Source organism: Yoonia maritima (genome assembly GCF_002933395.1).
GTDB classification, from domain to species: domain Bacteria; phylum Pseudomonadota; class Alphaproteobacteria; order Rhodobacterales; family Rhodobacteraceae; genus Yoonia; species Yoonia maritima_A.
In genome coordinates, this window is record NZ_PKFN01000010.1 from 123,076 (window position 1) to 134,978 (window position 11,903).

Genomic DNA, 11,903 nt, shown 5'->3' on the forward strand with positions numbered 1-11,903 from the left:
TTTCTAGAAATTTCTTATTCCTCATCCTCTGCATCCAGGAGTTCCATATTGAGGCCGAGGCCCCGGACTTCTTTCACGAGCACGTTGAACGACTCTGGGACGCCTGCCTCAAAGTTGTCTTCGCCTTTGACGATGCTTTCATAGACTTTCGTCCGACCTGCAACGTCATCTGACTTTACAGTCAGCATCTCTTGCAAAGTGTAAGCAGCGCCGTAAGCTTCCAATGCCCAGACTTCCATTTCCCCGAAACGCTGGCCACCGAACTGGGCTTTACCGCCCAACGGTTGCTGCGTGACAAGGCTGTAAGGCCCGGTGGAACGTGCGTGGATCTTGTCATCGACCAAGTGGTGCAGTTTCAGCAGGTATTTCACACCTACAGTCACCTTGCGGCTAAACTGTTCACCTGTACGACCATCGAATAATACCGATTGACCTGATGTATCGAAACCAGCGCGACGCAAGCTGTCGTTCACGTCTGCCTCTTTCGCACCATCAAATACCGGTGTCGCAATCGGCACACCGCGTACGACGTTACCGGCCGCTTCGACAATCTCGCCTTCGTCCATGCCTTCGATACCTTCAGCATAAACGTTATCGCCATAAACGATTTTCATCGCGTCGCGAACAGGTGTCAGATCACCAGAGCGACGATATTCACCAAGTGCATCGTCAACTTGCAGACCTAGTCCGCGTGCGGCCCAGCCCATGTGACACTCAAGAATCTGACCGACGTTCATTCGTGAAGGAACACCAAGCGGGTTCAGACAGAAGTCAACTGGCGTACCGTCTGCAAGGAATGGCATGTCTTCCATAGGTACAACCTTGGAAATAACACCTTTGTTCCCGTGACGACCCGCCATCTTATCACCGGGCTGAAGCTTACGCTTCACGGCGATAAAGACTTTGACCATCTTCATAACACCCGGTGGCAAATCATCACCGCGACGGACTTTTTCGACTTTGTCCTCAAAACGCGCATCCATTGCACGCTTCTGGATTTCATACTGTTCGTTCAGGGCTTCTACGACCTGCGCGTCAGCTTCGTCCTTGAGGGCAACCTGCCACCACTGACCACGGCTAAGCTCAGCCAGCGACTCTTCGGTAACGATCGAGTTTGGTTTGAAACCACGTGGACCTTTGACAGCTTCTTTGCCGATGATCATCGACTTCAGACGCGCATAGATGTTCCGGTCAAGGATCACCAATTCGTCATCACGGTCACGTGCAAGACGTTCGACTTCTTCACGCTCGATTTGAAGCGCACGTTCGTCTTTTTCCACCCCATGGCGGTTAAAGACGCGTACTTCTACGACCGTACCGAAATCACCTGGTTTAACGCGCAGCGATGTATCGCGAACGTCAGATGCTTTCTCACCAAAGATAGCACGCAGAAGCTTTTCTTCTGGTGTCATCGGGCTTTCGCCTTTTGGTGTGATCTTACCGACCAGAATGTCGCCTGGCTCTACTTCGGCACCGATGTATACGATACCAGCCTCGTCGAGGTTACGCAGCGCTTCTTCACCAACGTTTGGAATATCGCGTGTGATTTCCTCTGGCCCAAGCTTTGTATCACGAGCGGCGACTTCGAATTCTTCGATGTGGATCGAAGTAAAGACGTCGTCACGCGTAATACGCTCAGAGATCAGGATACTATCTTCGTAGTTATAACCGTTCCACGGCATAAACGCGACGACCACGTTTTTACCCAGAGCCAATTCACCGATATCGGTAGATGGACCATCGGCAATAACTTCGCCCTTAAGAACTGTATCGCCAACCTTCACCAGCGGACGCTGGTTGATGCAGGTGTTCTGGTTCGAGCGCTGGAATTTACGCATGCGGTAGATGTCTACGCCTGCGTCGCCCAGTTCAAGATCGGAAGTCGCGCGAATAACGATACGCTGCGCATCGACTTGGTCGATGATACCGGCGCGTTTCGCCATGATCGCAGCACCTGAATCGCGTGCCACAACTTCTTCGATACCAGTACCCACAAGCGGGGCCTCGGCTTGAAGCAATGGAACAGCTTGACGCATCATGTTCGAACCCATCAGGGCCCGGTTCGCATCGTCGTTTTCAAGGAACGGGATCAAGGACGCAGCAACAGAGACCAGCTGCTTTGGCGAAACGTCGATCAGGTCGACATTTTCACGCGGAGCCAGTGTGTAGTCACCGTTCATACGTGTTGAAACGAGGTCGTTATTGAAACCACCGTCTTCGTTCAAGTTCGCGTTGGCCTGCGCAACAGTATGGCGCATTTCTTCGGTCGCAGACATGTACTGAACTTCGTCTGTTACCTTGCCTTCAACAACCTTGCGGTATGGCGTTTCGATAAAGCCGTATTTGTTCACACGTGCAAAAGTAGCCAGCGAGTTAATCAGACCAATGTTCGGCCCTTCCGGTGTCTCAATTGGACACATACGACCGTAGTGCGTTGGGTGAACGTCACGAACTTCAAAGCCAGCACGTTCACGTGTCAAACCACCGGGCCCAAGCGCAGACAGACGACGCTTGTGCGTCACTTCGGAAAGCGGGTTGGTTTGGTCCATGAACTGCGACAGCTGCGAAGAGCCGAAGAATTCACGTACCGCAGCAGCCGCTGGTTTCGCGTTGATCAGGTCCTGAGGCATCACAGTGTCGATTTCGACGCTGGACATACGTTCTTTGATCGCGCGCTCCATGCGAAGCAGGCCAACACGGTATTGGTTTTCCATCAGCTCGCCAACGGAACGGACACGACGGTTACCAAGGTGGTCAATATCGTCGATATCGCCTTTGCCGTCGCGCAGTTCAACCAGCGCTTTGATGCAGGATACGATGTCTTCCTTGCGCAATGTGCGCATGGTGTCTTCGGCATCTAGGTCAAGACGCATGTTCATCTTAACGCGACCAACAGCAGACAGGTCATAACGCTCGCTATCAAAGAACAGCGTGTCGAACAGTGCTGATGCAGAATCTACGGTCGGTGGCTCGCCTGGGCGCATCACGCGGTAGATATCCATGAGAGCCGTTTCACGGTTCATGTTCTTATCAGCTGCCATCGTATTGCGCATGTACGCGCCAACGTTGACGTTATCGATGTCCAAGACTGGGATCGTGGTGATGCCCGCATCAACCAGATCTTTCAGTGTACCACCGATCACGTCACCAGCTTTGTCGACTTCAACAGTCAGCTCGTCACCAGCTTCGACATAAATCGCGCCAGTTTCTTCGTTGATGATATCGGTAGACACGAATTTGCCGATGATTTGCTCGTATGGAACCAGCAGATCAGTGACAGAGCCTTCGTCGATCAATTTCTTGACGGAACGAGGTGTAACTTTTTCACCTGCTTTTGCGATGACTTCACCAGTCTTCGCATCAACCAGATCATACGCAGGACGTGTGCCACGGACACGCTCTGGGAAGAACTTTGTCTGCCAAGCACGCGCTTTAATATCGAGATGATATTCAACGGTGTCGTAGTAGGCATTCATGATGCCTTCTTGGTCTAGACCCAGCGCATACAGCAGGGTTGTGACAGGCAACTTACGACGACGGTCGATACGGCAGAACACAAGGTCTTTCGCATCGAATTCAAAGTCCAGCCAGCTACCGCGGTATGGGATGATGCGGCAAGCAAACAGAAGTTTACCGGACGAATGCGTTTTACCTTTGTCGTGATCAAAGAACACGCCAGGTGAACGGTGCATCTGAGATACGATAACGCGCTCTGTGCCGTTCACGACAAATGTGCCGTTCGGCGTCATCAAAGGCATATCGCCCATGAACACGTCTTGTTCTTTGATGTCTTTAACAGACTTGTTGCCTGTATCTTCGTCCACATCAAACACGATCAAACGCAGCGTGACTTTAAGGGGCGCGCTGTACGTCATGTCGCGCTGCATGCACTCTTCGACGTCGTACTTTGGCTTTTCAAGCTCGTATTTTACGAACTCAAGCAAAGCTGTTTCATTGAAATCTTTGATCGGGAACACCGACTGAAAGACACCTTTGATGCCTTCGCCGTCAAGCGGTGTGTCACTGTCGCCAGAGCGCAGGAACAGATCATAAGAAGATTTCTGAACCTCAATGAGGTTCGGCATTTCGAGTACTTCACGGATTTTGCCGTAGTACTTACGCAGGCGTTTCTGACCAAGGAAGGAGGAAGCCATATGCGGTGTCACCTTTTGTTTGTCTCTCGAATGACGCATCGCCCGGGCCGCGACACATCACCCATTTGACCGGGGGTTTGATGTCTATTCGTGGCTGCCGTCCCACCGGCACCCTCCCGACATCTCAAACCTACCCAAGGGGTCGGTCAGCATTTGGCCGACCTCTAAGACAGGTTCGGCTGGACGCACATTTCTGCGCGCCCAGCCTTATTTTCATGACGAAGAAGACTTCGCCTGATACTAGCTTAGGCCAGTTCGACTTCTGCGCCGACTGCTTCCAGCTTCGCTTTGATCTCTTCAGCTTCTGCTTTCGCAGCGCCTTCTTTGATCTTGCCGCCAGCTTCAACCAGATCTTTCGCTTCTTTCAGGCCAAGACCTGTGATGCCGCGAACTTCTTTGATCACGTTGATTTTAGAAGCACCAGCGTTCTTCAGAACGACGTCGAATTCAGTTTTCTCAGCAGCAGCTTCGCCACCAGCGTCACCACCTGCAGCAACCATTACGGCGCCACCAGCAGCTGGCTCGATGCCGTACTCGTCCTTGAGGATAGTTTTCAGTTCTTGTGCTTCGAGAAGGGTAAGACCAACAATCTCTTCAGCAAGTTTTTTCAGATCAGCCATTTTATGCTTTCCGTTCGTTTTAAGTGTGTTCCAACGTCAGGGCAAAGCCCCAAGTCAATTCAGATGCTTTATGCAGCTTTCTCTTCGATGGTCGAAAGAATGCTTGCGATGTTCGAAGCAGGCGCGCCAATGGCCCCAGCAATGTTCGAAGCAGGTGCACCGATGCAGCCAACGATAGAAGCAATAAGCTCCTCGCGAGACGGCATACCGGCAACGGCTTTAACACCAGCAGGATCAAGAGCTGTGTCGCCCATTGCACCACCCAAGACAACGAGCTTGTCGTTACCTTTGGCGTACTTATCCACGACCTTCGCAGCTGCGACAGGGTCTTCGGAATAGGCGATTACAGTCATACCCTCGAGGTATTCAGCGATGCTTGCGCATGGCTTGCCCTCAAGAGCGATTTTGGCGAGCTTGTTCTTGGCAACGCGCACAGAACCACCCGCGTCACGCATTTGTGCGCGCAGGTCCTGCATTTCAGCAACTGTCATGCCTTCGTAGTGGGCAACCACTACGACGCCAGAGCTTTCAAAGATCTGGCCGAGATCGTCGACCAGCTGTTCTTTTTGTGCTCTATCCACAGTTTCACTCCAAGTTTGGTACTGGGTTAAGCCCAGCACCGGCTCTAATTTTGTCACGCGGCAAGCCGCCCAACAGTCTACAGTCCATGTGCAAACGGGGCGTCCAAATTGCCGAGGAGAGCCTCAAAAATCTGGTCTATCCCGCCTCAGGCAGGAATTAACGACATAAATGCCAACCCACCGTCTCGGACGAATAAAGGCCCGAACGAATCAATCTCTCGGGCCAGGATTTCTAGGTACTGCGACAAAGTCCGTTTGCCAACCCCATATCCCTACTTTTAACCATGTAATCAGAAACGAAAACGGCAGACCCAAACAAGGGCCTGCCGCAATACATCAGTTAAGATGCTTGAATTATTCGTTGCCAGTTGCCGAAGCGACGTCAACGGATACGCCTGGGCCCATTGTAGAGCTGACAGCGATCTTTTTCATGTATGTACCTTTTGCGCCTGATGGGCGGGCTTTGCTGACCGCTTCAACAAATGCCAGCATGTTTTCTTCCAGCTGCTTAGCCGAGAAAGATGCTTTGCCGATACCTGCGTGCACAACACCAGCTTTTTCAGCTTTGAACTGCACTTCGCCGCCTTTAGCAGCTTCAACAGCCGCTTTAACGTCCATAGTCACAGTACCAACGCGTGGGTTTGGCATCAGGTTGCGAGGGCCAAGAACTTTACCCAGACGACCAACAACACCCATCATGTCAGGTGTCGCGATGCAACGATCAAAGTCGATCTTGCCGCCTTGAACAGTTTCCATCAGGTCTTCTGCACCAACGATGTCTGCACCAGCTGCTTTTGCTTCGTCAGCTTTTTCGCCACGTGCAAAAACAGCAACACGAACAGTTTTACCAGTGCCGTTCGGCAGGCTTACTGTACCGCGAACCATTTGGTCAGCGTGACGCGGGTCAACACCCAGCTGCATTGCGATTTCAACAGTTTCGTCGAACTTCGCTTTTGCGTTATCTTTGATCAGAGCAACGGCATCAGTTACTGATACGTTATGCTTGCCTTCGAACGCAGCACGAGCTGCGGTTGTGCGCTTACCGAATTTTGCCATTACTTGACCTCCACACCCATAGAGCGGGCAGAGCCCATGATGATCTGCATCGCGCCTTCGATGGACGTCGCGTTGAGGTCCTTCATTTTTGCTTCTGCAATTTCACGAACCTGCTTACCAGTGATCGAACCAGCAACGGCTTTACCTGGTGTGTTTGAACCAGATTTCAGCTTGGCAGCTTTCTTGATGTAGTAAGACGCAGGTGGTGTCTTGATTTCCATCGAGAACGACTTGTCCGCGTAATATGTGATTACGGTTGGGCAAGGTGCGCCGTTTTCCATGTCAGCTGTCTTCGCGTTAAACGCTTTACAGAATTCCATGATGTTGATGCCGCGCTGACCCAATGCTGGGCCGACGGGTGGGGATGGGTTTGCTGCACCTGCAGGAACCTGCAGTTTCAGTTGTCCAACAACTTTTTTGGCCATGGGGCCTCTCCTTTTTCAGCGGTGGATTAAAATCCACCCTACAATGCCCCCGAAGGGACGGTTTTGCCGTGGTTCGGGCGATGCCCTCCCACGTCTGAACACACGGGTTACTGTTTAGTAACCTGCGTGAATTCCAATTCGACCGGCGTCGCGCGGCCAAAGATCGAAACAGTCACTTTCAAGCGCTGGTTCTCGTCGTCGACTTCTTCGACCATACCGTCGAAGTCTTCGAACGGACCTTCGTTGACTTTGACTTTTTCTCCGATGTCGAAGTGGATCAGCGTACGTGGCGCATCTTCGCCTTCTTGTACGCGACCAAGGATAGCCTGCACTTCGGCATCACGCATCGGCATTGGGCGACCTTGCGGGCCCAAGAAACCTGTGACGCGGTTAATAGAGTTGATCAGGTGATAACCTTCGTCCGACATTTCCATGTGAACGAGCACGTAACCAGGCATAAAGCGGCGCTCGGTCGTGACTTTTTTGTTGCGACGAATTTCGATGACTTCTTCAGTCGGCACCAGCACTTCACCGATTTGCTCAGATAGGCCCTGCTCTTCCGCTTTTGTGCGGATCGCTTCTGCGATTTTCTTCTCGAAGTTCGAGAGAACGCTTACGGAGTACCAACGTTTCGCCATGTGTCAAAGCACCTTGTCGTCGCCGACCACAACGGGCCGCATGTTCAAATTAAATCCAGCAGCACGGCTGCTAGTCCTGAAAATAAAAGCGGCGTGAAGCTCGATTCGCCGCACGCCAATTTCAGGAGTTTGTGGCTCTTACCGCTGACACCCAGTGTTTTCAAGGGGTGAACGGCAATTTCCACACGATGTTAGCCACCAAAGTAATCCAGCACACCGGTCAATCCAACCCGAATCGCCATATCCACAAGCGAGAAAAAGATCGCGGCGATAGATGCTAGGATGAACACCATAATCGTGGTCAAAACGACTTCGCGGCGTGTCGGCCATACGACCTTAGAGACCTCAGCACGGACCTCTTGGAAAAACTTGACAGGATTGGCGATGGCCATGACATATCGTCCTTTGTGGAAACACCCCGCGACATACGGCGTTCGCACCACGATTTCAAGCCCGACGACAGATCAATCATCGCTTGGTTTAAGAAGCGTCACATCGGCCATGTTGGCAATCGACGCAATCTGGGCGCGGTATGTCATATCAGCAAAGTCATGCTCGCTTTCGGAAAAACCATCAAACCGATCATATCCCTCATCGACCGGAAACGCGTTGCCCGCGTCTTTTGCGATATCTCCGCGTTCACCTGCGTCATAGCGGGCCAGCGTTTGCGCAACAGCTTGCGCTGACAATCGCGGATTAACATTGCGCTCAATCGAAGGAACCTTCTGCCCGACCATCGCAACGCAAATATCGTCGAACACGCCATTGTAGTCTTCGTAGGCCCAGACAACCAATTTGCCGACACCCTGTGTCGCACGCAAACGGGCGACCAAATCCGCCCAATCGCCACGCGCCATTGGGACCATCGCCTTATATTCGGCAAATGGCATAACCTTATTGCCACGCAATAATTGCGAATACACTGAGTTAATCAGCGCCGTAGGCTTACGCAGACTTAAAAACAGGTCGAGCGGACGCCCAAGCGCTTGTGACAACTGCGCAATCTTCATGTCTGCGCGCGGATACCCAAATTCGATATCGCTACGCTGTGGATGGGCAAGCGTGCCGATGAAATTCTCTTCACTGAACACAAGCCGACTGGCACCTTTGCGCATCAACCCAAGCTGGTCCTGCGGCGACCGTTTACTACGCCCGCCACCAGCGCGCGAACGCATCCCAAAAAGCGCAGAAATCGTACGCCCCGGCAGGCGAAAATGTTCGGGACCATAATAGCGAACACCAGCGTCGATCAAATCATCGGATGCCATCAACAACGACCGCTGCAAATGCGAGGTCGCGGTCTTGTGCGCTCCTATGTGGAACCCAATCGAAAAATCATCTTGTGGCATGTGTTGGATTTGATCCCCCGGCTGAGCGGCAATGATCTGGTCTGGCAGGGGCATGGAGACTCGAACTCCAGACCTACGGTTTTGGAGACCGTCGCTCTACCAACTGAGCTATACCCCTAAGACCAGTTGCCGAACTAGTCTGAAAATCCAACCGGATCAAGAGGCAACCCGCACTAGACTTGCCATCATAGGCAAAAATGTGAAAACAACGCAAAGATTTCTGTAAGAAAGGCCCCTGCCCTCGTGTCACTTCGCCGTCGAATCGAAAAATCAGAGTGGCTCGCAGCACGGATCGCCGGGTTAATCGGTGGTTATCTCAGCCTATGCAATCGGCGAATTATATGGAAAGCCAAAGGATTAGACGATCTACAGGCAGCATTACAAGACGGCCCCGTTCTACTTGTCATGTGGCACAGCCGATCGGTCATGGGCGCTTTGCACTGGCCCGTCACAGATGGGCCACTATCTAGCCTGCACGATAGTTCACCTGTTGGGCGCGTATCTGGGGCGCTTCAGCGTCGGGTTGGACTACGCCCGATGCAGATGTCACGCAAAAGATCGAATCGTTCGGCATCGCGCGAAGTTCTAAAACGTGTAAAAGAAGGCGTCAGCATAGGCATGACCGGCGATGGCCCACTTGGTCCCGCGCTAGAGGTCAAAGATGCGCCCCTTGATTGGGCCAAAACCACAGGGATGCCAGTCTTCTGCTACGCCTACTCGGTCAGCAAAGGACGCAGGCTCAATTCTTGGGACAAGATGCTCGTGCCTCACCCCTATGGTCAGGGCGCGTATGTGTTTCGTCGCTTCGGTGGCAGCGTGCAGCGTAAAATGAACCCAGAACAGATCGAAACGCTGCGCGCAGAAATGCACCAATTCATGCAAAATACAACGGCCGAGGCCGATTCAATGCTTGGCCTGCCACTCGGCGCCTAGAGACTGGGCCGCTGAAACGCTTGCCTGGCCACCGACGCAATCTCGCGTGATGCACATCCTGCCGCGTGATCATTGATCAACCCCATGGCCTGCATGAAGGCAAATGCCGTTGTGGGACCAACAAACTTCCAACCGCGCTTCTTTAACTCTTTTGACAAAGCGACTGATGCAGGCGAAGTCGTTCTGCTTTGCGGTTCAATGCCTTCCTCTTGCGGTTCAAAGCTCCAAATGAATGCCGCGAGCGATCCTTTGGCATCGACCAACTCACAACAACGCTGCGCGTTATTGATCACAGCGGTGATCTTGCCGCGATGGCGCACAATCCCTGCGTCATTCAGCAGTCGCTCAACATCAACATCACCAAACTGAGCGACCTTCCTAAAATCAAACCCGGCAAAGGCAGAACGAAAATTCTCGCGCTTTGTCAAAATCGTGCGCCAACTCAGGCCCGACTGAAAACTCTCAAGGCACAGCTTTTCAAACAAACGAATATCGTCCCCAACGGGATAACCCCATTCATTGTCATGATAGGCGATGTAGTCTTTGGTCGCAGAACACCAACCGCAGCGCGGGATATTGTCAGTCGGGGATGTGAAAAGCGGCATGGTTAAAACTTATCCTAATTGGACCTAAGTTCACCTTACGCAAGAACCACCAAATGCAAAAGGCCGCTCCATTTCTGGAGCGGCCTTTGTGTATTGAGTAACTCCTGAGTGGGTTCTCGGTGTTTGCAAGCAAACCCCTGCCACCCACGCGGTGCGTTTGCGGCCCTAGGGCCGCAAGCCGCTCCGGAATTATTCTACGATTTTAGAAACAACGCCGGCGCCGACTGTGCGGCCGCCTTCGCGGATCGCAAAGCGCAGACCGTCTTCCATCGCGATTGGTGCGATCAGCTCAACGTTGAACTTCAGGTTGTCGCCCGGCATGACCATTTCTGTGCCCTCTGGAAGAACAACAGTGCCTGTCACGTCAGTTGTACGGAAGTAGAACTGTGGACGGTAGTTCGCGAAGAATGGTGTGTGACGACCGCCTTCTTCTTTGGTCAGAATATAGGCTTCTGCTTCGAACTTTGTGTGTGGGTTCACTGAACCTGGCTTACACAGAACCTGACCACGCTCAACGGCTTCACGGTCGATACCACGCAGAAGAACACCAACGTTGTCGCCTGCTTCACCGCGATCAAGCAGCTTGCGGAACATTTCAACACCAGTACAGGTCGTTTTTTGTGTTTCGCGGATACCAACGATGGACAGCTCGTCACCAACGTTCACAACACCACGCTCAACACGGCCAGTCACAACTGTACCACGACCAGAGATCGAGAACACGTCCTCAACTGGCAGCAAGAACGGCATGTCAACCGCACGTGCAGGTGTTGGGATGTAGTCGTCAACAGCAGCCATCAGCGCTTTGATTGAGTTCGCGCCGATTTCTTCGTCACGCTCTTCCATCGCAGCCAAGGCTGAACCTGGGATCACTGGAATGTCGTCGCCTGGGTACTCGTAAGAGGACAGCAGTTCACGGATTTCCATTTCAACCAGCTCAAGCAGCTCTTCGTCGTCTACTTGGTCAACTTTGTTCATGTAAACAACCATGTACGGGATGCCAACTTGGCGGCCCAACAGGATGTGCTCACGGGTTTGTGGCATTGGGCCGTCAGCCGCGTTCACAACCAAGATCGCGCCGTCCATTTGCGCAGCACCTGTGATCATGTTCTTGACGTAGTCGGCGTGGCCGGGGCAGTCAACGTGCGCATAGTGACGTGTTTCAGTCTCATACTCAACGTGCGCTGTAGAGATCGTGATACCACGGGCTTTTTCTTCGGGCGCGCCGTCAATCTGGTCGTAATCTTGGAAATCACCAAAATACTTTGTGATCGCCGCAGTCAGCGTCGTCTTACCGTGGTCAACGTGGCCAATTGTACCAATGTTAACGTGCGGTTTTGTACGTTCAAACTTTTCCTTAGCCATTTAGCGGGCCCTTAATTTTGAGGGGCCACATCGGCCCGGTCCAACATCGCGGGCGATGTATTGGGAAACGGCGCGGAAATCAAGGGAAATACGACATAAAACAAGAGGAATGATACACTTCGATTATCAACCAAGGGACAACCATGCGGCTAAGTGCTTTCTCTATGTGCATGCACA

11 protein-coding genes and 1 tRNA gene are annotated in these 11,903 nt (G+C 52.4%); 1 reads left to right on the plus strand and 11 read right to left on the minus strand.

The window, feature by feature from the left end; all coding sequences use genetic code 11:
* Positions 1-14: 14 nt before the first annotated feature.
* From rpoB to CYQ09_RS13915, 9 genes are all read right to left on the minus strand, one after another.
* A complete protein-coding gene (gene rpoB / locus CYQ09_RS13875; RefSeq protein WP_106745997.1) occupies positions 15-4,154 on the minus strand; it encodes a DNA-directed RNA polymerase subunit beta in 4,140 nt (1,379 codons plus the stop codon).
* Between the two features lie 245 nt (positions 4,155-4,399).
* Positions 4,400-4,774: a 50S ribosomal protein L7/L12 gene (gene rplL, locus CYQ09_RS13880; RefSeq protein ID WP_106745998.1), complete on the minus strand. Its 375-nt coding sequence runs from the start codon at positions 4,772-4,774 to the stop codon at positions 4,400-4,402.
* Positions 4,775-4,842: 68 nt separating this feature from the next.
* Positions 4,843-5,355: a 50S ribosomal protein L10 gene (rplJ, locus tag CYQ09_RS13885; protein WP_106745999.1), complete on the minus strand. Its 513-nt coding sequence runs from the start codon at positions 5,353-5,355 to the stop codon at positions 4,843-4,845.
* 354 nt (positions 5,356-5,709) lie between these two features.
* Entirely contained in the window at positions 5,710-6,411 is a 702-nt protein-coding gene (gene rplA / locus CYQ09_RS13890; RefSeq protein WP_106746000.1) for a 50S ribosomal protein L1, read from the minus strand.
* Complete coding sequence (gene rplK / locus CYQ09_RS13895; RefSeq protein WP_106746001.1) at positions 6,411-6,836, minus strand: 50S ribosomal protein L11; 426 nt, start codon at positions 6,834-6,836, stop codon at positions 6,411-6,413. The genes rplA and rplK overlap by 1 nt, the downstream gene beginning before the upstream one ends.
* Positions 6,837-6,943: 107 nt before the next feature.
* Positions 6,944-7,474, minus strand: a complete 531-nt coding sequence (gene nusG / locus CYQ09_RS13900) for a transcription termination/antitermination protein NusG (protein WP_106746002.1) — start codon at positions 7,472-7,474, stop codon at positions 6,944-6,946.
* A gap of 191 nt (positions 7,475-7,665) precedes the next feature.
* Positions 7,666-7,866 (minus strand): preprotein translocase subunit SecE, encoded by a 201-nt coding sequence (gene secE / locus CYQ09_RS13905; protein WP_106746003.1) that lies wholly within the window; start codon positions 7,864-7,866, stop codon positions 7,666-7,668.
* Between the two features lie 72 nt (positions 7,867-7,938).
* Positions 7,939-8,877 carry a hypothetical protein gene (locus CYQ09_RS13910; RefSeq protein ID WP_106746004.1) on the minus strand — a complete coding sequence of 313 codons (939 nt, stop codon included), beginning with the start codon at positions 8,875-8,877 and terminating at the stop codon, positions 7,939-7,941.
* Positions 8,866-8,941, minus strand: a tRNA-Trp gene (locus CYQ09_RS13915). Before CYQ09_RS13915 ends, CYQ09_RS13910 begins: the two co-directional genes overlap by 12 nt.
* A gap of 125 nt (positions 8,942-9,066) precedes the next feature.
* Here CYQ09_RS13915 and CYQ09_RS13920 point away from each other — a divergent pair.
* Positions 9,067-9,756 carry a lysophospholipid acyltransferase family protein gene (locus CYQ09_RS13920; protein WP_239495955.1) on the plus strand — a complete coding sequence of 230 codons (690 nt, stop codon included), beginning with the start codon at positions 9,067-9,069 and terminating at the stop codon, positions 9,754-9,756.
* Here CYQ09_RS13920 and CYQ09_RS13925 read toward each other — a convergent pair.
* Both CYQ09_RS13925 and tuf read right to left on the minus strand, forming a co-directional pair.
* Positions 9,753-10,361: a DNA-3-methyladenine glycosylase I gene (locus tag CYQ09_RS13925; RefSeq protein ID WP_106746006.1), complete on the minus strand. Its 609-nt coding sequence runs from the start codon at positions 10,359-10,361 to the stop codon at positions 9,753-9,755. The genes CYQ09_RS13920 and CYQ09_RS13925 overlap by 4 nt on opposite strands.
* Before the next feature lie 189 nt (positions 10,362-10,550).
* Positions 10,551-11,726: an elongation factor Tu gene (gene tuf / locus CYQ09_RS13930; protein WP_106358362.1), complete on the minus strand. Its 1,176-nt coding sequence runs from the start codon at positions 11,724-11,726 to the stop codon at positions 10,551-10,553.
* Positions 11,727-11,903: the final 177 nt, after the last annotated feature.

Coding starts and splice junctions, on each gene's coding strand:
- rpoB (WP_106745997.1), bottom strand. CDS start 4,154: ATGGCTTCCTCCTTCCTTGGTCAGAAACGCCTGCGTAAGTACTACGGC.
- rplL (WP_106745998.1), bottom strand. CDS start 4,774: ATGGCTGATCTGAAAAAACTTGCTGAAGAGATTGTTGGTCTTACCCTT.
- rplA (WP_106746000.1), bottom strand. CDS start 6,411: ATGGCAAAATTCGGTAAGCGCACAACCGCAGCTCGTGCTGCGTTCGAA.
- rplK (WP_106746001.1), bottom strand. CDS start 6,836: ATGGCCAAAAAAGTTGTTGGACAACTGAAACTGCAGGTTCCTGCAGGT.
- nusG (WP_106746002.1), bottom strand. CDS start 7,474: ATGGCGAAACGTTGGTACTCCGTAAGCGTTCTCTCGAACTTCGAGAAG.
- secE (WP_106746003.1), bottom strand. CDS start 7,866: ATGGCCATCGCCAATCCTGTCAAGTTTTTCCAAGAGGTCCGTGCTGAG.
- CYQ09_RS13910 (WP_106746004.1), bottom strand. CDS start 8,877: ATGCCCCTGCCAGACCAGATCATTGCCGCTCAGCCGGGGGATCAAATC.
- CYQ09_RS13925 (WP_106746006.1), bottom strand. CDS start 10,361: ATGCCGCTTTTCACATCCCCGACTGACAATATCCCGCGCTGCGGTTGG.
- tuf (WP_106358362.1), bottom strand. CDS start 11,726: ATGGCTAAGGAAAAGTTTGAACGTACAAAACCGCACGTTAACATTGGT.